This is a genomic window from Leucobacter chromiiresistens (assembly GCF_900102345.1).
Classification (GTDB): Bacteria; Actinomycetota; Actinomycetes; order Actinomycetales; family Microbacteriaceae; genus Leucobacter; species Leucobacter chromiiresistens.
The window spans coordinates 136,722-158,181 of sequence record NZ_FNKB01000001.1 but is presented as its reverse complement, the minus strand read 5'-3'; the positions used below and the strand labels follow the sequence as shown (position 1 = coordinate 158,181).

At 72.4% G+C, this 21,460-nt stretch carries 17 protein-coding genes; 11 read left to right on the top strand and 6 right to left on the bottom strand.

The window, feature by feature from the left end; genetic code table 11:
- The first annotated feature begins 111 nt into the window (after positions 1-111).
- The 3 genes from eccCa to BLT44_RS00770 all read left to right on the top strand — a co-directional run bounded on the left by eccCa (position 112) and on the right by BLT44_RS00770 (position 6,723).
- Positions 112-4,101 (top strand): type VII secretion protein EccCa, encoded by a 3,990-nt coding sequence (gene eccCa / locus BLT44_RS00780; protein ID WP_074689815.1) that lies wholly within the window; start codon positions 112-114, stop codon positions 4,099-4,101.
- Between the two features lie 109 nt (positions 4,102-4,210).
- Positions 4,211-5,905, top strand: a complete 1,695-nt coding sequence (locus BLT44_RS00775; protein ID WP_074689813.1) for a DUF5684 domain-containing protein — start codon at positions 4,211-4,213, stop codon at positions 5,903-5,905.
- 119 nt (positions 5,906-6,024) lie between these two features.
- Positions 6,025-6,723 carry an endonuclease/exonuclease/phosphatase family protein gene (locus tag BLT44_RS00770; protein ID WP_010156091.1) on the top strand — a complete coding sequence of 233 codons (699 nt, stop codon included), beginning with the start codon at positions 6,025-6,027 and terminating at the stop codon, positions 6,721-6,723.
- 67 nt (positions 6,724-6,790) lie between these two features.
- Here the strand turns inward: BLT44_RS00770 and BLT44_RS00765 are convergent, their stop codons facing one another.
- Together BLT44_RS00765 and BLT44_RS00760 are read right to left on the bottom strand one after the other, a co-directional pair.
- Positions 6,791-7,564: a GntR family transcriptional regulator gene (locus tag BLT44_RS00765; protein WP_010156093.1), complete on the bottom strand. Its 774-nt coding sequence runs from the start codon at positions 7,562-7,564 to the stop codon at positions 6,791-6,793.
- Between the two features lie 88 nt (positions 7,565-7,652).
- Positions 7,653-8,120, bottom strand: a complete 468-nt coding sequence (locus tag BLT44_RS00760; RefSeq protein ID WP_010156094.1) for a MarR family winged helix-turn-helix transcriptional regulator — start codon at positions 8,118-8,120, stop codon at positions 7,653-7,655.
- An 83-nt stretch (positions 8,121-8,203) separates the two neighbouring features.
- On the opposite strand from BLT44_RS00760, the gene BLT44_RS00755 reads away from it, so the two are divergent.
- Entirely contained in the window at positions 8,204-9,349 is a 1,146-nt protein-coding gene (locus BLT44_RS00755; protein WP_010156095.1) for a 5-(carboxyamino)imidazole ribonucleotide synthase, read from the top strand.
- Positions 9,350-9,373: 24 nt separating this feature from the next.
- Positions 9,374-9,892 (top strand): 5-(carboxyamino)imidazole ribonucleotide mutase, encoded by a 519-nt coding sequence (purE, locus tag BLT44_RS00750; protein WP_010156096.1) that lies wholly within the window; start codon positions 9,374-9,376, stop codon positions 9,890-9,892.
- Positions 9,893-9,967: 75 nt separating this feature from the next.
- Here the strand turns inward: purE and BLT44_RS00745 are convergent, their stop codons facing one another.
- A complete protein-coding gene (locus BLT44_RS00745; protein WP_010156097.1) occupies positions 9,968-11,074 on the bottom strand; it encodes a glycosyltransferase family protein in 1,107 nt (368 codons plus the stop codon).
- 256 nt (positions 11,075-11,330) lie between these two features.
- Here BLT44_RS00745 and galE point away from each other — a divergent pair, with 256 nt between their 5' ends.
- From galE to BLT44_RS00730, 3 genes are read left to right on the top strand one after another with little or no spacing between them, the layout of a single operon-like run.
- Positions 11,331-12,344 carry a UDP-glucose 4-epimerase GalE gene (gene galE / locus BLT44_RS00740; protein WP_029608194.1) on the top strand — a complete coding sequence of 338 codons (1,014 nt, stop codon included), beginning with the start codon at positions 11,331-11,333 and terminating at the stop codon, positions 12,342-12,344.
- A 53-nt stretch (positions 12,345-12,397) separates the two neighbouring features.
- The gene (locus tag BLT44_RS00735) at positions 12,398-13,771 is read left to right on the top strand and encodes an LCP family protein (RefSeq protein ID WP_231291528.1); all 1,374 of its coding nucleotides are present in this window, start codon (positions 12,398-12,400) and stop codon (positions 13,769-13,771) included.
- A gap of 40 nt (positions 13,772-13,811) precedes the next feature.
- Entirely contained in the window at positions 13,812-14,789 is a 978-nt protein-coding gene (locus BLT44_RS00730; RefSeq protein WP_010156100.1) for a glycosyltransferase, read from the top strand.
- A gap of 13 nt (positions 14,790-14,802) precedes the next feature.
- Here BLT44_RS00730 and BLT44_RS00725 read toward each other — a convergent pair whose 3' ends face one another.
- Positions 14,803-15,336, bottom strand: a complete 534-nt coding sequence (locus BLT44_RS00725; RefSeq protein ID WP_010156101.1) for an Rv3235 family protein — start codon at positions 15,334-15,336, stop codon at positions 14,803-14,805.
- Between the two features lie 217 nt (positions 15,337-15,553).
- Here BLT44_RS00725 and BLT44_RS00720 point away from each other — a divergent pair, with 217 nt between their 5' ends.
- Positions 15,554-17,065 (top strand): sensor histidine kinase, encoded by a 1,512-nt coding sequence (locus BLT44_RS00720; protein WP_010156103.1) that lies wholly within the window; start codon positions 15,554-15,556, stop codon positions 17,063-17,065.
- A gap of 3 nt (positions 17,066-17,068) precedes the next feature.
- On the opposite strand, the gene BLT44_RS00715 is transcribed toward BLT44_RS00720, so the two are convergent.
- A complete protein-coding gene (locus tag BLT44_RS00715) occupies positions 17,069-17,530 on the bottom strand; it encodes a hypothetical protein (protein ID WP_010156104.1) in 462 nt (153 codons plus the stop codon).
- Complete coding sequence (locus BLT44_RS00710) at positions 17,527-19,254, bottom strand: PspC domain-containing protein (RefSeq protein ID WP_010156105.1); 1,728 nt, start codon at positions 19,252-19,254, stop codon at positions 17,527-17,529. The genes BLT44_RS00715 and BLT44_RS00710 overlap by 4 nt, the downstream gene beginning before the upstream one ends.
- Before the next feature lie 113 nt (positions 19,255-19,367).
- Here BLT44_RS00710 and BLT44_RS00705 point away from each other — a divergent pair, with 113 nt between their 5' ends.
- Together BLT44_RS00705 and BLT44_RS00700 are read left to right on the top strand one after the other, a co-directional pair.
- On the top strand, positions 19,368-20,783 hold the full coding sequence (locus BLT44_RS00705) for an ATP-binding protein (RefSeq protein ID WP_074689811.1): 1,416 nt from the start codon (positions 19,368-19,370) through the stop codon (positions 20,781-20,783).
- On the top strand, positions 20,780-21,451 hold the full coding sequence (locus tag BLT44_RS00700; protein ID WP_010156108.1) for a response regulator: 672 nt from the start codon (positions 20,780-20,782) through the stop codon (positions 21,449-21,451). The genes BLT44_RS00705 and BLT44_RS00700 overlap by 4 nt, the downstream gene beginning before the upstream one ends.
- The last annotated feature ends 9 nt before the right edge of the window (positions 21,452-21,460 follow it).

Sequence of the window (21,460 nt, the reverse complement as noted above, 5' to 3'; positions counted from 1 at the left end):
CCGGGCGTGGGCCCGGGAGATGCCGCATCGCGATGTCGCACGTCGTTGATAGTCTGAATCGGCGGCCGCAGGCACGGGCCGCGCGCAGCGCCGTCTCGAAGGAGCACATCGATGAGCAGTCGACTCGCGCCGCCGCGCATGCCCTCCGGCAATGTGAATGTGCAGGCGCCCCCCGAGATCGAGCCCTCCGAGGGCGGCAGCAGCCTGCTGACCTCGGCGCTGCCGATGCTCGGCAGCGTGGGCGCGATCATCATGGTCTCCGTCAGCAACGCCGGGCCCACGGGCTGGATCACGGGCGGCATGTTCCTCATCTCGGCGCTCGGCTTCGTCTTCGTCAACGGGTGGCGGCAGCGCGCGACCCGCCAGGCGTCGATCCTGAGCTCGCGGCGCGAGTACCTCGCCTACCTCGCCCAGCTGCGCGACACGGTGCGCACGGCCGCGAAGGCGCAGCGGCGGGAGCGCAACTGGAGGTACCCGGCGCCTGAGACGCTCAGCTATCTCGTCGAAGACGGCACGCGGGTGTGGGAGCGCTCCGCGTCCGACGACGACTTCCTGACGGTGCGCGTGGGCACGTGCGCGCAGCCGCTCGCGCTCACGCTCGTGCCGCCGGAGCTGCCGCCCGTCGCCGACCTCGATCCGGTCGCGACGACGGCGGCCCACCGCTTCATCGTCACCCACGAGACCCAGCCTGATCTGCCCACGTACCTGCGGATCTCGCAGTACCGCAGCGTGCAGCTCGTCGGCGATCGCGTCGCGGGCATCCGCGGTCTTGCACGCGGCATGCTCTGCCACCTCGCCGCCCTGCACAGCCCGGAGGACCTGCAGATCGTGATCGCGGCGAGCCCCGAGTCGCTCCCGCAATGGGAATGGGCGAAATGGCTGCCCCACGCGCAGTCGACGCGCCTGCACGATGCGCTCGGCCCGGCCCGCATGATCGGCTCCGACCTCGACACGCTGATGCGCATGCTCCCGTCGGATCTGCGCGAGCGCCCCCGCTTCTCCGCCGAGGGCTCGGCTCCGGCACCGCGCCCCCATCTGCTCGTCGTCGTCGACGGAGCGACTGTGCCGCCGAGCGACTCGGTGTTCGCGGGCGGGCTGCAGGGGGTCACGGTGCTCGACCTCCCGAACACCTGGGACGACAACGACGATGCCAGCACGGCGCGCATCTACGTGGGCTCGCACACCGCCGAGGTCGCGGAGGGCCGCACGCAGGCGGAGTCCATCACCCCCGACGACATGAGCCTCGTCGAGGCGGAGGCCGTCGCGCGCCGGCTCGCCCCGCTGCACCGGGAGGGAGGCGGCGGATCGGTGGCGCGCGCGAGCAAGCGGCAGCAGGAGCTGCTCGAGCTGCTCGACCTGCCCGACGTGCGCGACCTCGACCTGGAACGGCGGTGGCGGTACCTGCCGGAGCGGGATCGGCTGCGCGTGCCGATCGGCCAGGACACCCACGGCGCCCCGCTGATCCTCGATCTCAAGGAGTCGGCCTCGCAGGGCATGGGCCCGCACGGTCTCATCATCGGCGCGACGGGCTCGGGAAAGTCGGAGGTGCTGCGCACGCTCGTGCTGTCGCTGGCGCTCACCCACTCGCCGGAGCAGCTCAACTTCGTGCTCGTCGATTTCAAGGGCGGCGCGACGTTCGCGGGCATGGCCGAGATGCCGCACGTGTCGGCGATCATCACGAACCTGGGCGAGGAGATCAGTCTCGTCGACCGCATGCAGGATGCGCTGCAGGGCGAGATGAACCGCCGTCAGGAGCTGCTGCGAGCGGCGGGCAACTTCGTGAACGTCGGCGAGTACGAGAAGGCGCGCAAGAACGGCCGCACCGATCTGCCGCCGCTGCCCGCGCTGCTCATCGTCGCCGACGAGTTCTCGGAGCTGCTGAGCGCGAAGCCCGAGTTCATCGAGTCGTTCGTCGCGATCGGCCGCCTCGGCCGCTCCCTCCACGTCCATCTGCTGCTCGCCTCGCAGCGGCTCGAGGAGTCGCGGCTGAAGGGCCTCGACACGCACCTGTCGTACCGCATCGGCCTGCGCACCTTCTCGGCGGCCGAGTCGCGCACCGTCATCGGCGTGCCCGACGCCTATCACCTGCCGCAGGAGCCGGGCGGCGGCCTGCTGAAGGTCGGCAGCGACGACCACCTCACGCAGTTCCGCGCCGCGTACGTCTCGGGCCCGCCGCCCGCGCGCCGCGTGATCGCTCCGAGCGACGACGCCTCCGCCGCTCCCGGAGCGGCGCGCATCACCCCGTTCACGGCCGCCGCGAAGCAGCTGGCCGACCCCGCCGATCAGGCGGCCCGCGCCGCCGCCGAAGCCGAGCGCCGCGCCGCCGAGGCCGCGGCCGCCGAGCCGGAGGAGACGCGGAGCACCTTCGAGCTCGCCGTCGCGCGCATGTCGGGCATCGGCCCGGCCGCGCACCAGGTGTGGTTGCCCCCGCTCGAAGAACCCGCGACGCTCGATCAGCTGCTCGGCAAGCTCGTCGTCAGCTACGAGCTCGGCCTGCACGCCCCGCGCTGGCGCGAGGGAAGGCGGCTCACCGTGCCCGTCGGCATCGTCGACGTGCCGCTCTACCAGCGCCGCGACCTGCTCACCCTCGACCTCTCGGGTGCCGCGGGCAACGTCGCCATCGTCGGAGCGCCGCTGTCGGGCAAGAGCACCGCGGCGCGCACCCTCGTCTCCGCGCTGGCGCTCACGCACACGCCGCACGAGGTGCAGGTCTTCGTCATCGACTTCGGCGGCAGCTTCACGGGTCTGCGCGATCTGCCGCACGTCGCCGGGCTCGCGACTCGCGGCGAGCCCGAGGTGATCCGCCGCACCGTCGCCGAGGTCACGTCTCTGCTCAACGCGCGCGAGGCGTTCTTCCGCGCCCACGGCATCGACTCCATCGACACGTACCGCCTGCGGCGCGAGCAGGGCGTCGTCGACGACGGGTACGGCGACATCTTCCTCGTCATCGACGGCTGGGCGACGCTCCGCAGCGACTACGAGAGCCTCGAGGCGGCCGTGCAGCAGATCGCGGCGCGCGGCCTCAGCTTCGGCGTCCACGTCGTGCTGACGGCGAGCCGCTGGCTCGACATCCGCCCCAACGTCAAAGACCTGCTGGGCGCGCGCATCGAGCTGCGCATCGGAGACCCCTCCGACTCCGAGATCGATCGCCGAGCGGCCGGCAACGTGTCGGCGCTGCCGGGGCGCGGCCTCGATCCCAACGGGTTGCAGATGCTCACCGCCCTGCCGCGCATCGACGGCGACACGACCGCCGAGACGCTGGTCGACGGCGTCGACGACCTGGTCGCCAAGGTCGGCAGCGCCTGGCAGCGCGAGCACGGCCCGAAGCTGCGCCTGCTGCCCGAGCGCCTGCCGCTCGACGAGTTGCGCGCCCACCCGGCCGCCGACCCGGAGCACCTGCTGCTCGGCCTCGACGAGGCGGAGCTCGCGCCCGTCGGCTTCGACCCCGAACGGGAGCAGCACCTCTTCCTGTACGGCGACTCCGGCTCGGGCAAGTCCTCCATGCTGCGCGGCATCGTCCACGAGATCACCCGCCGCTACGAGCCGGGCCAGGCCCGCATCTTCATGATCGACTACCGCCGCGCCCATCTCGGCGAGATTCCCGACGCCTACCTCGGCGCGTACCTGACGACCGCCGAGCAGGCCTCCGGCGCGGTGACGCAACTCGTCGAGTTCTTCCGCAGCCGGCTCCCGGGGCCCGACGTCACCGCCGAGCAGCTGCGCTCGCGGAGCTGGTGGACGGGCGCCGAGGGGTACATCCTCATCGACGACTACGATCTCGTGGCGACCCAGCAGGGCAACCCGGCGGCGCCCCTCGCGCAGCTGCTCGCCCAGGCGGGCGACCTCGGTCTCCACGTGATCGTGACGCGGCGCTCGGGCGGTGCCTCGCGCGCCGCGTACGATCCGATCCTCCAGGGCATGACCGATCTCGGCGTCACCGGCATCCTGCTGAGCGGCAACCCCGAAGAGGGCCAGCTCATCGGCAAGGTCAAGGCGATCCCGAGCGCGCCGGGGCGCGCGCAGGTCGTGTCGCGGGCCCGCGGGTACCAGGTGGTGCAGCTCGCCTACGCACCCTCGACGCAAGACGACGAGGCGCTGTAGGCGGGCTCACCCGGATTCTCGAATGCGCCCCGGAACGGTACCCTGTCAGAGGCACGCCCGCGTCGCCCACCGCTTGCCCGCATCGCCGCCCAACGGAAAAGAGTGATTCATGGACTACGAGACCTCGACGCAGCTGGGTGCTGGGTTCTTCCTCGTCTTCGGTGTCTGGTCGCTCGTCGGCCTTGCGGTGTACGTCTGGTACCTCTGGTCGCTCGCGCGCCTCTTCCCGTACCTGGGGCTGCCCTCGGGGTGGGGGTGGATCCCGCTCTGGAACCAGTGGCAGCTGATCCAGCGCGGCGGGCTCCCCGGGTGGCTCGCGATCTTCTTCCTCGTTCCCGGCCTGAGCATCGTCGCGCTCGTGGTCTCCATCATCGCCATTCACCGCATCAACACCGAGTTCGGCAAGGGCGGCGGCTTCACCGTGCTGGGCGCGTTCATCCCGCCACTCTGGGCGACGCTCTTCGCGTCGCAGCTGCGGGATCGCGAGTACGGCGCCCCGGGCTACGCCTCGGGCGGTTACCCGCAGGCACCCGGCGCGGCCGGCCCGGGAGCGAACGGCTTCCCGGCCGCTCCCGGCTCCAGCGGCGGTTTCGCGCCCCAGCCCGGTGTGCATGATCAGCACGATCCCGCGTGGCAGGGCCTCCCGCCCGTGCCGCAGCAGGCCGCTGCCCACGACCCGTGGGCCGTGCCGCAGCAGGCGCCGCAGCAGCAGGTGTCTCAGCCCGCGGCTCAGCCCGCGCCGCCCCACGCGGCTCAGGGGCAGTACGCGCCGGGCGCCGCCCCGGCGGCGCAGCCCGCGGCCCCCGCCGACCCGTGGCAGCAGCAGGCCGCAGCGCCCGCGCCGGCTCCTGCGCCGGCGCCGGCACCTGCGCCGAACAACTGGGGCTTCAGCAACACCACGGAGGGCGACTTCGAGCGCCTCGCCGCCGAGGGCGCCCCGCCCCGCCAGCCCGCGCCGCTCGGAGCGGTGGCACCGCCCCGGCCGTTCTCATGGCCGGCCGTCGAAGACACGAACGTCGAGCACGAATCGGGGCCGCTGCTCCTCCCCGAGCCGTCGGCGGAAGCGCTCTCGCAGGGGCAGGGCGTCGGCGCCGCCGACGCTGCCGCAGCGGGGCCCGCGGCTCCCGCGGCCGAGCCCGAGCCCGAGCCCGAGCCCGCTCCGGCTTCCGCTCCCGCTGCGGAGCCGGCGCCCACTGCTGCGCCCGACCCGGCCGCCGAGCCCGCCCCCGCCGTCGATCCGGTCGCCGCCGAGCCGTCGATCTTCGAGCGCGGGGCCCCGGCCGCACCGCCCGCCGCCGCACCGCCCGTTGCCGTTCCCGCGCCGCCGGCGCAGCCCGCCCCCGAACCGCTCGCGCCGCAGCCGCCAGCCTCGACCCCCGCCGCCCCCGAACCGATCGCCCCCGAACCGATCGCACCGTCCGTCGTCGCCCCGCCCGGGGCGCTCGGCGGCCTCGACGAGGATCACACAGTGGTCGTGTCGCGCCGCACTCGCTGGGGCATCGAACTGCCCGGCGGTGAGACGCTCGAGCTCGAGGGCGACGACATCGTGATCGGCCGCAAGCCCGAACCCCGAGACGGGTCGACGGTGCTGCAGATCAGCGACCCCACCCGCACGACGTCGAAGTCGCATGCGCGCCTGCGCCGCGACGGCGACTCGTGGACGATCGAGGATCTGCAGTCGACCAACGGCGTCTCGCTCGTCGGCCCCGACGGCGCGGCGACGCAGCTCGAGCCGGGGCGCACGGCCGAGGCGACCGAGCAGATGATCATCGGCACGCTCGAGGTGCGCCTGCGAGAACTGTGACCTGCCACGCGAAGCTGAGCGATTTGTCAGCAGCGACACGTCGGCTCCACAGCCGCCCCGGCGTAGGGTGTGTTCTGCTGGGCTGAGCCGGCCCGCACGACCCCATGGAGGAACGCGATATGAAGGTCATCAGCTACAACTTGCGGAAGAACCGCGCCGTCAGCGAGCTCGACGCGCTCGCAGATGACCACGGCGTCGACGTGCTCTGCCTGCAAGAAGCTGAAGCCGTCGCGCTCCCCGCGCGTCTCGGGCATCTCGAACTCGTGCACGCGACCGAGCGCAACCGACTCGGCCTCGCGATGTATGTGCGCGGCGACCGCTTCCACACCCGCTCGGCGCACACGTTCCAGTTGAAGAAGTCGCTGCACGACCGGCTGCTCGCCCCCGCCCACGAACGCCTGCTCGGCGTGCGGCTGCACGACGCCGAGCTGCAGCGCGACCTCGTCGTCGCCTCCTTCCACGCGGCGCCGCTCACGGCGCTCAACTCCCTGCGCCGCCATCAGATCCACGCCGCGCTGGCCGAGCTGCGGCACCTCGGGCCCGGCCTCCCCGCCCTCATGGTGGGCGACTACAACTACCCCGTGTTCAAGGGGCGGCTCGACACCGAGATGCGCGACACCGGCTATGAGCTGAGCCTCAGCGACAAGCGCACGTACACGCGCTACAAGATGTTCCGCGGCCACTTCGACTTCGCGACGTCGATGGGCCTCGACATCGACAGCGTGCGCACCCTGAAGCGCGGAACGTCGGATCACCTGCCCATCATGGTGACCGCCTCCATGTCGGAACTCGCCGCCCTGCAGACCTCCGCGGCCTAGCACCGTCGCAGACGCGCCGCCGCCGCGCGACGCCGGCAGAGGCGCACCGCGGCCTAGCACCGCCGCGCTACACGGAGAGCAGGCCGGAGGCGGGCGTCGCCGTCTGCCGCGAGAGGTGGTTGCGGTGCTTCGCGCTGTTCTCGACCACGAACGTCGCCATGGTGGGCAGGTACCGGTCGTCGGCGCTCTCGATGACGGTGCCGAACTCGTTGTAGGCGAGCCGGCGCACGCGCAGCAGCGGACTGCCGGGTGCGATGTGCAGCTGCTCGACTTCGAGCGGGTGGGCCGCGATCGCGTCGATCACGTGGCGGGCGCGCATTGGCACGATGCCGACGTTCGCGAGCGCCTGCGTCACGCTGCCGTGGTGGAAGTCGGTGCCGAGCAGGTGCTTGCCGATCTCGTACGGGAAGAGTGAGCGCTCGAGCATCGCGGGCTTCTCGTCGAGGTAGCGCACGCGGATGATCTCGATCACGGGCGAATCGGGCGCGATCTGGAGTTCGCGGGCGCTCTCCTCCGTCGCCGAGCGGCGGCTCGCCTCGATCACGCGCTGGCCGGGGGTCAGCCCGAGCTCGCGGGCCCATTCGCTGAACGAGATGAAGGTGTCGAACGACTGCGGGGGAGCGGTGTGCTGCACCCGAGGCGGGGTGCCGCGGCCGCCCACGATCATGCCCTCCGCGCGCAGCGCCGCGAGCGCCTGGCGCACCGGCCCGCGCGACGTGCCGAACTCCGCGATGAGCGACTTCTCGCTCGGCACCTTCTCGCCGGGCTGCCACGCGCCCGTGCGGATGCGGTGGATCATCTCCTCGTACAGCTGCACGTGGAGCGGCGAAGTCGTCGTCATGGTGCCACTGTATAAGTCACAACTTGGTTACGGTCGCCCGGGCGGTAACGGGTGCGTGAACGGTCGGCGAACGGCGGGTGAGCCCCCGCTACTCGGCCGCCGAGGCGTTGAAGCGGTGGAGCGAGGCGCGCAGTTGATCGAGTTCGCCGGGGCTCCAATCCGCGAACCGCTCGTGGTAGGCGTGCGCCCACTTCTGGCGGATGGCGCCGAGCAGCTCCTCGGCCTTCGCGCTCGCGGTGAGCAGCAGCACCCGCCGATCCTCCGCTGCGGCGCGCGTGTCGACGAGCTCCAGGTCGCGCAGCTTCGCGATCTGCCGGCTCACCATCGCCTTGTCCATGTCGAGCAGCTGGCTGATTCCGGTCGCGCTGATGGGCCCTTTGCGCAGGATCAGCTGCAGCACCATGATCCCGACGCCCTTCAGCTCGGGATCCACTTCTTCGGCGTAGCGCGCCCATCGCGTGCGCGCGAAGGCGAACACCTCCGAGAACTCCGCGATGATCTCCGAGATGCCGTCGTGGTTCACGGCATCCCGCGCGGTCTCGTTGGCGTCGTGCATGGGTACTAGTGTGCCGCAATGCGGCAGAATGGAGGGTGGCCGGTGCGGCAACGCACGGTCGAGGCGAACCCGAGAGGCGAGACGTGACCCAGAACGGCAGCATCAGGATCGGCGTGATCGGCGGCGGGCAGCTCGCCCGCATGATGGTGCCCCCCGCCATCCACCTGGGCCTGCGCATCAGCGTGCTCGCCGAGAACGAGGGGTCGAGCGCCGAGCGCGCGGCCGACGCGGTCGGCGACTACCGCGACCCCGAGACGGTGTACGCGTTTGCGGAGGCCGTCGACGTCGTCACCTTCGACCACGAGCACGTGCCGCAGGCCATTCTGCGCGAGCTCGAGTCGCGCGGCGTCGCCGTGCACCCGCGCCCGGAGGCGCTGCAGTACGCGCAGGACAAGATCGTGATGCGCGAGAAGCTCGCCGAACTCGGGGTGCCGATTCCCGACTGGGCGGCCGTCGCCGATGAGGCCGAGCTGCAGGCGTTCCTCGAGGCGCACGGGGGCCGCGCCGTCGTGAAGACGGCGCGCGGCGGCTACGACGGCAAGGGCGTGCGCGTCGTCTCCGACGCCGCAGAGGTGCGCGACTGGTTCACGGCGCTCGCCGAAGACGGCAACGGCGGGCACCTGCTCGTCGAGGAGCTCGTCGACTTCGTGCGCGAGCTCTCCCAGCTCGTCGCGCGCCGGCCGAGCGGCGAGACCCGCACCTGGCCGGTGGTCGAGACGATCCAGCGCGACGGCGTGTGCGCGGAGGTGCTCGCGCCGGCGCCGACCGACCGGCCGGCCGTGCTCGACGAGGCGGCGCGCATCGGGGCGACCGTCGCCGAGGGCGTCGCCGTGACGGGCGTGCTCGCGGTCGAGATGTTCGAGACGCGCGACGGCCGCGTGCTCGTCAACGAGCTGGCGATGCGCCCGCACAACTCGGGGCACTTCTCGATCGAGGGATCGGTGACGAGCCAGTTCGAGCAGCACCTGCGGGCGGTCGCCGACCTGCCGCTGGGCGACACGTCGATGACGGCGCCCGCGGCGGTCATGGTGAACGTGCTCGGCGGGCCCGCCGAGGGCCCGATGCCGGTGCGCTACCCCGAGGCCCTCGCCGCCCATCCGCGCGCGAAGTTCCACAGCTACGACAAGCAGCCGCGCCCCGGGCGCAAGGTCGGCCACGTCACCGTCACCGGCGAGCGGCTCGACGAGGTGCGCGCGGAGGCGACCGCCGCCGCGCGACGCTTCGCGTGATCCGGCGCCGATACGATGGGACGCATGGCTGAAACCTCCGCGCCCCTCGTCGGCGTCATCATGGGCTCCGATTCCGACTACTCGGTGATGGCCGACGCCGTGCAGGTGCTGCGCGAGTTCGGCATCGCGCACGAGGTCGAGGTGGTGAGCGCGCACCGCACGCCCGAGAAGATGGTGCAGTACGCGCGCGAGGCGGCGGGCCGGGGCATTCGCGTCATCGTCGCGGGCGCCGGCGGCGCGGCGCACCTGCCCGGCATGGTCGCGTCGATGACGACGCTGCCCGTGATCGGCGTGCCCGTGCCGCTCGCGAAACTCGACGGGCTCGACTCGCTGCTCTCGATCGTGCAGATGCCGGGCGGCATTCCGGTGGCGACGGTCTCGATCGGCGGTGCGAAGAACGCGGGGCTGCTCGCGGCGCGCATTCTCGGCGCGGCCGACCCCGCTGTGTCGCAGCGCCTCGCGGAGTACGCGGAGGGCCTCACGGCCGCGGTGGGCGAGAAGAACGCCGCGCTCCAGGCCCGTGTCGCAGCCGAGGCGAGCTAGCGCCGCGGCACGCAGGCGCCGAGACACCTGGGCGCCGAGGCGAGCTGACGCCGAGCGACGCTCGGCCGCCGATCCCTACAGGTTGGCGTGCGTCTCCCACAGGTGCCAGGCCGACGCCCGCCAGCTGAAGCCGCGGCTCCGGTCGCATGCGAGCACGGTCAGCGTCGGCAGCGCTCCCGACTGCTCGGTCAGGCTGCGGTACTCGTGCGAGAACGCCTCGGCGGTATCTCCCGACACCCCGGCGTCGAGCACCAGCTCCTCGGTCGCGGGGTGCCCGGCGTGCACCACCGGTACGGCGGCGTCGAGCGCCGCGAGCAGGGTGTACCCGGTTCCGGCGAACGCCTGCGGCTGCAGCAGCACCACGGCCGCCGCCATCGCCGCGCCGATGTCGGAGAGATCTTCGATGCGCACCGTGCGCACGCGGTCCGCAAGGTCATCGGGAACCTCGATTCCCGGATCCCGCTCCTTCTCCCGGCCCACGGGCCCCTGCGGGTCGACGCCCTCGAGCACCACGAGCGGCGGCAGCTCGGGGTGCGCGCGCATCGCGTCGAGCACCCACTCGAGACGACCGTGCTCGCCGGGCCGCGCCGTGGTGAGGGCGTAGCGTTCGGGCAGCCCCCACGCGGCTCGTCGCTCGGCCGCGTCGGCCGGCGCCGCGAGCGCGGAGGGCGTGGCGAGGGGGAACACCTGCACCGGCAGATCGCTGCCGTACTGCTGCTGCAGCACGCGGGCGGTCGCGTGGGTGGGGGTGAGGATGATGTCGGCGTGCTTCACCGCGCGGCGCACGAAGGCCCGGTACAGCCGGGCCTGCGAATTGCCGAGCAGTGCGGGCGCCTCCCACGCGATGCTGTGCGGAATCGTCACCGAGGTCTGCGAGCCGTCGTCGTCGCCGCGTGCTCGCAGCGGCATCATCGGCGTGAGCGCGTGCACGAACTCCCCGTCGAGGGGTCGCGCCGTCGCGCCGTTCTGCCAGACGAGGGGCAGCACGCTGGCGCGGAGCGGCAGCACATCGGTGGCGAGCCTCGGAGATGCGAAGTCGGGCATCTCGCCGCCGCGGGCCAGCAGGTACCGGGCACTGCACCCGCGGGGCGCGGTCTCAGCGACGGCCTGCGCGAGATCGCGGGCCGCCGACGCGTGCGCCGCGGCCTCCCAATCGGGGAACGGGTCTGCGATGAGGGTCAACGTCGCCAATCGTTCCCCCTCAAATATCCAGACGCGTGCGCGCGGTGCAAGTTGCGCTCTCCACATTGTATGGAATGCGAAGCTGTGAGCGGCTGAGCGCCACGGGGGAAAGCGCCGGAGTGAGACGCAATCGCAACAATTCGGGCCGCGCTCCGAGTTTTCTGCGCCCGGTCGCCGTCGAATCCGCGTACGCGAAACGCGCGCATCGCGGTGCGGCTTGAGCATTCCCCCACGAACGGCGAAGTACCCTGTCCGCATGCGTGTTTTGTTGACAGGCGGCGCCGGCTACATCGGCTCGCACACCGCCCTCGTTCTGCTCGAGCGCGGTCACGAGGTGATCGTGATCGACGACTTCTCGAACAGCAGCCGCGAGGCGGTGCGCCGCGTCGAGGAGCTGAGCGGCGCGACGGTGCGCCTCGTCGAGGCCGATCTCGCCGATCGCGAAGCCGCTCGGAGCGCGCTCGCGCACGTCGAGTTCGACGCCGCGATCCACCTCGCCGGGCTCAAGGCCGTCGGCGAATCGGTGGAGCAGCCGACCCGCTACTACAGGGTCAACCTCGACTCGACGATCGTGCTGCTCGACCTGATGCGCGAGCGCGGGGTCACGAACTTCATCTTCAGCTCATCGGCGACGGTCTACGGCGACCCGCAGTACGCGCCCATCGACGAGGCCCACCAGGTGGGGGTCGGCGTCACCAACCCGTACGGCTGGTCCAAGTTCATGAACGAGCAGATCGTGCGCGACGCGCAGCGGGCCTGGCCCGAACTCGGCGCCGTGCTGCTGCGCTACTTCAACCCGGTGGGCGCGCACGCGTCGGGCCGCATCGGCGAAGACCCGAGCGGGATCCCGAACAACCTGATGCCGTTCATCGCGCAGGTGGCGGTCGGCAAGCGCGAGCGGCTGAGCGTCTTCGGAGACGCCTACCCGACCCCCGATGGCACCGGCGTGCGCGACTACATCCACGTGATGGATCTCGCGGAGGGCCACGTCGCCGCGCTCGAGCACAACGCCCCCGGCGTCTCGGCGTACAACCTCGGCTCGGGCGTCGGCTCCACCGTGCTCGAGGTCGTGCGCGCGTTCGAGTCGGCCTCCGGCCGCCCGATCCCATACGTCATCGAGGCCCCCCGATCCGGCGACGTCGCCGAGACCACCGCCGATCCGTCGCGCGCGAACGCCGAGCTGGAGTGGCGTACGACGCGCACCCTCGCCGACGCCTGCCGCGACTCCTGGAACTGGCAATCGCTGAACCCGGCCGGATACGGCGCATGACGCTCGACCTCGAGCGGCCCCTGCGACACCCGGACCTCGCATCGGAGCCGCTCATGAGCAAGCGAGCCCGCTGGCTCGTGATCCTCGGGTTCCTGCTCCCCGGCACCGCGCAGGTGGTCGCCGGCAACCGGCGGCTCGGACGCTTCGGCCTGATCGCGACCGCGATCCTCGTCATCGGCGGCGCGATCGCGGGCGTCGGCCTCCTGCTCGCGCGCACCGCCACGCTCACGTTCTTCACGAACGGCATCGTGCTGCTCATCGTGCAGTGGCTGCTCTTCGCGTACGCCGTGCTCTGGGTGGTGCTCGGCATCGACACGCTGCGCCTCACGAGGCTCGTGCGGGTGCAGCGCGGCTGGCGCGTGCCCGTCGCCATGCTGTCGGTGCTGCTCACCATCGTTCCCGCGGCGGGCGCCGCCTGGGCGGGCAACGCGGTGGGCGCGGGGCGCGGGCTCATCAGCGACCTCTTCCGCAGCGCCCCCGCGGTGGCTCCCGTCGACGGGCGCTACAACATCCTCCTGCTCGGCACCGACGCGGGATCGGACCGGGAGGGCCTGCGACCCGACAGCATCTCGCTCGTGAGCATCGACGCCGAGACCGGGCAGTCGATGATCGTCGGGCTGCCCCGCGAGCTCAAGGACACGCCGTTCCCCGAGGGGTCGCCGCTCGCCCCCGTCTACCCCGAGGGGTACTGCGACGAGGTGAACAACTACGAGGTGGTCGACGGCGGCGGCTACTACTGCTTCACCACCGGAAACCTGAACTCGCTGGTCACCGAGCTCGAGGATTCGGGGTCGCCCTCGTACGAGGGCATGTACGCCGACGCCGTCTCGCAGGGCTCCTCGCCCGGCATCGAGGCGACCAAGGACGCCGTGTCGGGCGCGACCGGCCTCGAGGTGCAGTTCTACGTGCTCGTGAACATGGACGCCTTCGAGAGCCTCATCGACGCGCTCGGCGGCATCACCATCAATGTGCAGGAGCGGCTGCCGATCGGCGGTCAGATCGACGAGATGTCGGGCGAGCTCGTCGGCGTGGAGGGGTGGATCGAGCCCGGCGAGCAGCAGATGGACGGCTTCACCGCCCTCTGGTACGCGCGCTCCCGCTACGGGTCGGCCGACGGCGACTACGCCCGCATGGAGCGGCAGCGCGAACTGCAGTCGGCGATCCTCGCGCAGATGAACCCCCAGAACGTGCTGGCGCGCTTCCAGGAGGTGCTCTCGGCGGGATCGCAACTCGTCGACACCGACATCCCGGATTCGATGCTCGGGCGCTTCGTCGACCTCGCCGCCGACGCGCGCGGATACGAGCCGGTGAACGTGGAGCTCGTGCCGCCGGCCGTCGATCCCGAGAACCCCGACTGGGCCGCGATCCAGCAGCTCATCGCCGACGGCGTCGCCGCCGCATCGCCGGCCGAGGAGGACGCGGGCTAGACTTGCCGGGTTTGCTCGAAACGTGAAGGAGACGCATCACATGCGCGTGACCGCGGTGCTGGTGGCCTACAACCGACGCGAGCTGCTGAGGGAATCCCTCGCGGCGCTCGCCGCTCAGAGCCGACCCGTCGACCGACTCGTGGTGGTCGACAACGCCTCGGACGACGGCTCCGTCGAGGCGGCGGCCGAGATGCTCGAGGCGTGGGGGGAGCGGGCGCGGCACATCCAGCTCACCGAGAACACGGGCGGCGCCGGAGGATTCGCGGCGGGGATCGCGGCCGCCGTCGTCGAGGAGGACACCGACTGGGTGTGGGTGATGGACGACGACACCGTGCCCGGCCCCGACGCGCTCGCCGGGGCGCTGGCGACGCACGAGCGGTACCGGGCGACGGGCCCGGACGACCTGGCGGTGATGGGATCCCGCGTGGTGTGGACCGACGGCGAGGACCACCCCATGAACACGCCGAAGCCGAAGATCCGTGCGTCTGCGGCCGAGCGCGCCCGCGCGGCCTCGGTCGACGCGATGGAGATCCGGTCGATCTCGTTCGTCTCCGCCTTCCTGCGGGCCGCCCGCGTGCGGGAGCAGGGGCTGCCGATCGCCGACTACTTCCTGTGGAACGATGACTTCGAGTACTCGGCGCGCCTGCTCCGGGGCGCGCGCGGCCTGTACGTGCCCGCCTCCGTCGTGACGCACCGCACCGAGAAGCGCGGCTCCAGCGATCAGGATCCCGGCGCGCGCTTCTTCTACGAGGTGCGCAACAAGCTCTGGGTGTTCCGCTGCAGCCCGGCGCTGTTCCCGTGGGAGAAGGCGCTGTACTCGGCTGCCACCGCGCGACGCTGGTTCCGCACCTTCCGCGCCTCCCGCGATCGCGCGCAGCTGCGGGACTGCCTGCGCCGCGGCTGGTCGGAGGGGTGGCTCCGAGCCCCGCGTTCGACGCGTGACGTGCTGCGCGGCGCGGGGGTGCCCGTCGACGTGATGTACGAGGTCGAGCGGCTGTCGCGGCTGAACGGACGATAGCCGTCGCGGGCGGTCACAGCACCGTGATGTCGGTCGCCCGCCAGCGGTCCCTGAGATGCTCGAGGCGGATCGCCGCGACCGTCGACCGGGTCTCGAGGTGGAGCACCACGGTGGCCTCGATGACGTGGGGGAGGGGTGCGGTGAGATGCGCACGGCCCGGCATCGCCGTGCGTCTTCGGCGGTCCCGTGTGAGCGTCGCCCGCTCGGCGTGCAGCGCGCGCCGGGCGGTGAGGGCCGCGGCGACCTCGGGCGTGATCCAGCTGCCGAACTGCGCGACGGAGCGCACGCCGTCGATCACCTCGAAGGCGTAGACGGCGAGGCGCTGCACCAGCGCATCGGGCGGCGGTGGAACGGCCGGCGCGTCGAGCACTGCGCCGCGCGCGTCGGGCATCGGCGACGACCGGCTCGGGGCGGAGGGCGGCGGAGCGGCGTCGGCGCGCATCGGCGGCATGGCGCGCAGATGGGAGCGCTGCGTCGCCGCACGAGCGGCCTGCGATGCGGCTCGGATGGCACGGCGATGCTCGGGGGAGGGTGCGGAGGCGGGCATGACGGTCCTTTCGAACGGATCCGCGCGCCGCTCCCTCTGCGACTCACCCTCACTGCACTGCCGGATTCGAGATGATGTGGGGTTCACCCTATGACCTCCGCACTATGCGCTGTCAAGACGGTCGGAGCGCCGGCTCGGAGCGCCCTGCGGGCCGCTCCGAGAGCCGTTCCGCCGGCTCCGGAGTCAGCTCTCGGAGGTCGTGCTCTAGTCTGGGGGCGTGGCCACACTGCGCAGTCTTGCAACGAAGTACTCGTCCCTCGACGAAGAGGAGATCGAATGGCTCGAGCTGCTCACGCTCGACCTGCGATTACTCGCCGACCTCGCCCTGGGCGACGTCGTGCTCTGGGTGCCGACGAGCGACGAGAACTACCTCGCCATCGCCCATAGCCGGCCCGCCGGATCGGTGACGCTCTTCTACCGCGACGTCATCGGCGACCTGCTGCGCGCCGACTGGCGCGAGCTCGTGGACGAGGCGATGACGAGCACGAACCCGATCGTCTCCACCTCGCCCGCCTGGTACGAGGAGAACCCGATGCGCCTCGCGGCGTTCTCGGTGAGCCGCACCGATGCCGAGGGCGAGGTGCGCGGCCCGTTCGCCGTGATCACCGTGCACACGAGCGTCGCCGACACGCAGCCGGCGTCGCGCATCGGAGCCGCGTTCCGCGAGGTCGCCGCCGACCTGCTCGGCATGATCCAGAAGGGCATGTTCCCCGTGCCCGGCAGCTCGCGCGGCGGAGAGCAGGGGGCACCGCGCGCAGCGGACGGCCTCGTGCGCATCAACCTCGACGGGGTCGCGACGTTCGCGAGTCCCAACACGCAGACCACGTTCTCCGCGCTCGGGTTCCGCGACGAGATCGAGGGCGAGAACTTCAGCGAGGTCGTCGCCGACGTCGTGAAGGGGCAGTTCGACACCAACGAGTCGCTGCCGCTGATCGCGCAGGGGAAGATCGCGAAGCGCACCGAGATCGACACGAACGGGCACACGATCACGCTGCGCTCGATCCCCGTGTTCCGCGACGGCGCCCGCGTCGGCGGCATCGTGCTGACCCGCGACGTCACCGAGCTGCGGCAGCAGGCGCAGGAGCTCATCACGAAGGATGCGACGATCCGCGAGATCCACCATCGTGTGAAGAACAACCTGCAGACCGTGGCATCGCTGCTGCGCGTGCAGGCGCGTCGCGCGCGCAGCGAGGAGGCCAAGCAGGTGCTCGGTCAGGCGATGCGGCGCGTCGCGGCGATCGCCGTGGTGCACGACACCCTCTCGGCGGGGCTCTCGCAGATCGTCGACTTCGACAAGGTGTTCGACCGGGTGATCGGGCTCGCCGCCGAGGTGGCGAGCCTGCACAACACCACGGTGCACCCCCACAAGGAGGGCGAGTTCGGCGAGCTGCCCTCGGAGTACGCGACGCCGCTCGCGCTCGCGCTCACCGAGATCGTGACGAACGCGGTGGAGCACGGTCTCGCGGGGCGCGAGGGCGAGGTGTTCGTCACCGCGCGCCGCACCGACGAGCAGCTGACCGTCGAGGTCGTCGACACGGGCACCGGCCTGCCCGGGGGCACCGTCGGCGACGGCCTCGGAACGCAGATCGTGCGCACCCTGATCGAGGGGGAGCTCGGCGGCAGCATCACCTGGGGGCCCGAGTCGGGCGGCGGCACCCGGGTGTCGATCCAGGTGCCGCTCCACTGGATCTCCACGCAGACCCGCGAGATTCCCCGGGTCACGGGGTAGGCGTCACGGCCTCCGCCTCGTCTCGCGGCGGCTGCGGATGAGCACGGCGAAGCCGACCCCGAGCAGCAGCACGCCGAGGCCGATGACGGTGGCGGTGATCCACCCCGCCGCGTCGAGACCGCCGCCGCCGAGCACCTGCTGCGACACGTACCCGCAGAAGACGAGGATGAGCGCGCCCCACACGATCGGCCCCGTGCGCGGGCTCGGCCGTGCCGAGGGCGCATCAGCCGCGGCGGGGGCAGGCGCGGCTGCCGGATTCGCGGGCTCGGTGCGACCGGCCGCTGCGGGCCGCGGCGCGGTCGGGGGTGCGTCGGCTTCCGCGCTCGGCTCCCGCGGTTCGGGATCGGCGGCGGGCTCGTGCGGCGGTGGCGGAGTGAGCGGGATGCGCGTCGTCGACTCCTCGGCCGTCTCCGGTCGTGCGGGTTCGTCGCTCGGCGGCCCGGGGCGCGCGGCATCGGTGTTCATCGGTTCATCTCCAGTTCGAGGTCTTCGAGTTGTCGTGCGAGGTCGTTCTGCTCGGCTTCGAGACTGCGGCGCTCCGACGAGCTGAGGCCCGGCTCCGAGAGCCTCCAGTCGATGACCGCGAGTTCGTCGTTCAGCTCGTCGCGCTGCCGCTCGAGGCGCTGCTCCGAACTCCGGTCGGTCGTCGTCTCCCGGTCGCCCGCATCGTCGGTCGACGCCTCATCCGAGACGCTCCCGCCACCGCGCACGTCGACGTTGCCGGCCAGCAGGGTGACGGTGACGACGCTCGCGGTGTCGACGTTGCCCGGCGTGACGTTCGAGCGGATCTCGCGCGAGATGAACGGGCCGCTCGTCATGACCTGCTGCTCGCGGGAGGCGTCGAGGTCGGTGCGCCCGGATTCGTCGATGCGGCCCGCGAGCATGCGCACATGGGCGATCACGGGGCCTGAATCGGGGAGCTCGACGGTGACGCGCCCGGCGATCACCCAGACCTCGAGGCCGTCGTCGCCGGTCGAGGCGCCGGCGGCGTCGCGGTCGGCGGCGCCGATGCCCGTGAGATCGACGGTGGTGTTGCCGGCGAGCACCACGGCGCCGGTCTCGGATCCGGTCACGTGGAGGTCGCCGAACGGCTGGAATCGGGTGCCCCACGGCAGCACGACCGTGACGAGCAGAGCGACCACGCCGCAGGCGGAGAGGAAGCCGACCCAGCCGGTGTAGCGGCCGCGCGTGCCCGCGACGATCAGGGAGACGGCGAGCACGGCGAGCGCGGCGATCAGGCCGGTGATGAGCGCGTCGGGGGCGGCGCTCTCGATCACGAGCGGCCCGTGCACGGCGGTCGTCCAGAGCGCGGCCAGACCGCCCGCGAGCAGGGCGAGCGCCAGGGTGATCACGGTGTGCGCGGTGCCGAGGCGATGGGCATCGTGGTGCTCGGCGTACCGGGCGCTCCACGCCTCGGTCTGCTCGCCCACCTCGCGGCCCCACTTGTCGGCCGCGGCGCCCGCCCGGCGACCCCACTCCGCCGCGTCTCGAGCGACGCGGTCGGCGCTCTCGCTCGCCCGCGCGGCGAACGAGGCCGCCGAGTCGCCGGGCTGCGGGGTGTCGCGCTCGGGCTGAGGGGCATCGCGCTCGGGATCGCCTGCACGGGAATCGCGTTCGCCGCGAGCCGGGCGCGGCTCCCGCTCGCGATGCTCGCGGCCCCGCTGCAGCACCACGTGCCGGATCCAGAAGAAGGCGAACCCGAGAATCGCGATCCACGACACCCACGCCACCGTCGTCGAGAGCCACCCCGGGATGCCGAGCCGCCCCCACACGTCCCAGCTCCAGACGCTGAGCATCGGGAAGCCGAGGCCCGGGCTCGCGAGCCCGATGACGCCCGGGATGATGACGACCGACGTCAGTACGACGGCGACGACGATCGTCCCGGTGTCGGCTCGCCCCCGCACGATCTCCTCCACGTGGATGCGGCCCGAGGCATCGGGCAGCAGGAGCCAGCCGGCGAGGTAGAGCAGCAGACCCGGCCCGCCGAGCAGCGCGAGCACGATGAAGACGCCGCGCACGATGATGGGATCGACGCGCAGGCGCTCGGCGATCCCGGCGGCGACGCCGGCGAACCATCGATCGGCGCTCCGGGTGATGCCGAGCCCGCGAATCCAGTCGAAGAAGCCCTGCCCGGCGGGCGGCCCAGCCGGGCGACTCGCGGAATCTGCGGGGGGAGGTGTCGTGTGCATGCTTCGAGTCTGGCCGAGGGGGTGACGGCGGGCTATGGGGGATCCCCCTGATCCGCCCCTGAATTCCGCGCCCCGAACCCCCGAGCGCGGCCCCGACCTGCTTGGATGGGGGCATGACCGATGCTCCGCTCACCCGATCGCGCAGCGACCGGGTGCTCGCGGGCGTCTGCGGCGGACTCGGAGCCCACCTCGGCATCTCGCCGCAGACGGTGCGCGTCGCGGTGCTCGTGCTCACCGCGCTCGGCGGAGCGGGCGCGGTGTTCTACCTGTGGCTCTGGGCGACCGTGCCCTGGGAGGACGCGGAAGACGGCATCGTTCCGCTGCGCCGCGCGCTGACGCGCCCCGCGGGTGCGGGTGCTGAATCGGGCGCCGGTGCGGGATCGGAACCCGCGGAGGCGGGGTCGCCCGTCGATGTCGCGGTGCCGCCCGCGGCGGCGGTCGAAGCCGGGGCGGGAGCCGCCGGGTCGTCGCAGTCGCCCGCGCCGCCCGCATCGCCGGCATCGGGCGACCCCGCGCCCGCCCGCCGCCGCGTGCGCTGGCCGATCGCCGAGCTCCTGCTCGGGTTCTGCCTGCTGCTCGCCGGGCTCGGGCTCGTGCTCGAACGCGCTGGCGTGGAGCTGCGCCTCGAGCTGCTGCTGCCGGCGCTCGCGGTGCTCGTCGGCGTCGGCCTCACCTGGTGGCAGATCGCCGACCGCGATCGGCCCGACCGCAACGCCCTGCCGCGCGCGCTCGGCGCCCTCGCCCTGGTCGCCGTCGGCGTGCTCATGTTCTTCGTCACCGCCCGCGAGCCGAATACCTGGACCGTGATCGGCGCCGCGCTCGCCGTGCTCGGCGGGGTCGCCCTCGCGGTGGCGCCCTGGCTGCTGCGCATCAACCGCGAGCTGATGGCCGAGCGCTCCGCCCGGGCGCGGGAGGCCGAGCGCTCAGACATCGCGGCCCACCTGCACGATTCGGTGCTGCAAACGCTCGCCCTGATCCAGCAGCGCTCGGAGCCCGGCAGCGAGGTGGCGCGGCTGGCGCGCGGCCAGGAGCGGGAGCTGCGCGAGTGGCTCTTCCGCACCGCCGACGGCGCGGTGCCGCAGGCGCGGGAGGCCGTCGATGCGGAGCTGCGCGCGCACGCGGCGGCCCTGGAGGAGCACCACGCGGTGCGCTTCGAAGTCGTCGCGGTCGGCGCGGGGGAGGGGCTCATCGCCCCGGCGCCGATCGTGGCCGCGGCCCGGGAGGCGATGCTCAACGCGGCGCGGCACGCCGGCGGAGACGTGACGGTGTACCTCGAGGCGACGCGGGATCGCGTGATGATCGACGTCACCGACCGCGGCCCCGGGCTCGACCCGAGCCGGCTGCCGGAGGGCAGGATGGGCGTGCGCGAGTCGATCCTCGGCAGAATGGAGCGCGCGGGAGGCGACGCGCGGATCGTCCGGGGGCCGGGCGGCGGCACGTCGGTGCGCCTGGGCATGCCGAGGCACGTCTCCGCCGACGCCCAGGGGGCGCCGACCCGAGACACCGCGCCGAACGAGGAGAAGCGATGAATGCTGCAGCGAACCCGATCCGGGTCGTCATCGTCGACGACCACCAGATCTTCCGCACCGGCCTCCGGGCCGAGCTCGGCCCCGAACTCGAGGTGGTGGGCGAGGCGGCGAACGTCGACGAGGCCGTCGCCGTCGTGACGGCGACCGTTCCCGACGTCGTGCTGCTCGACGTCCACCTTCCCGGCGGCGCGGGGGGCGGCGGCGCGGAGGTGCTGCAGCGCCTCGCCGGCCGATCCGACACCCGCGGCGTCCGCATGCTCGCCCTCAGCGTCTCCGACGCCGCCGACGATGTCGTGCAGGTGATCCGCGCGGGCGCTCGCGGCTATCTGACGAAGACGGCCTCCGGCCCCGAGGTGACGGCGGCGGTGCTGCGCGTGCACAGCGGAGACGCCGTGTTCTCGCCGCGACTCGCGGGCTTCGTGCTCGACGCCTTCGGCACGGGCGGCGGGGAGACCGCGGTGCAGGACGACGAGCTCGACCGCCTCTCGGCGCGGGAGCAGGAGGTGATGCGCATGATCGCCCGGGGGTACGCCTACAAGGAGGTGGCGGCCGAGCTCTTCCTCTCGATCAAGACGGTCGAAACGCACGTGTCGAACGTGCTGCGCAAGCTGCAGCTCTCGAATCGGCACGAGCTCACGGCGTGGGCGCTGTCGCGGCGCCTGCTCTGACGCGAGCGG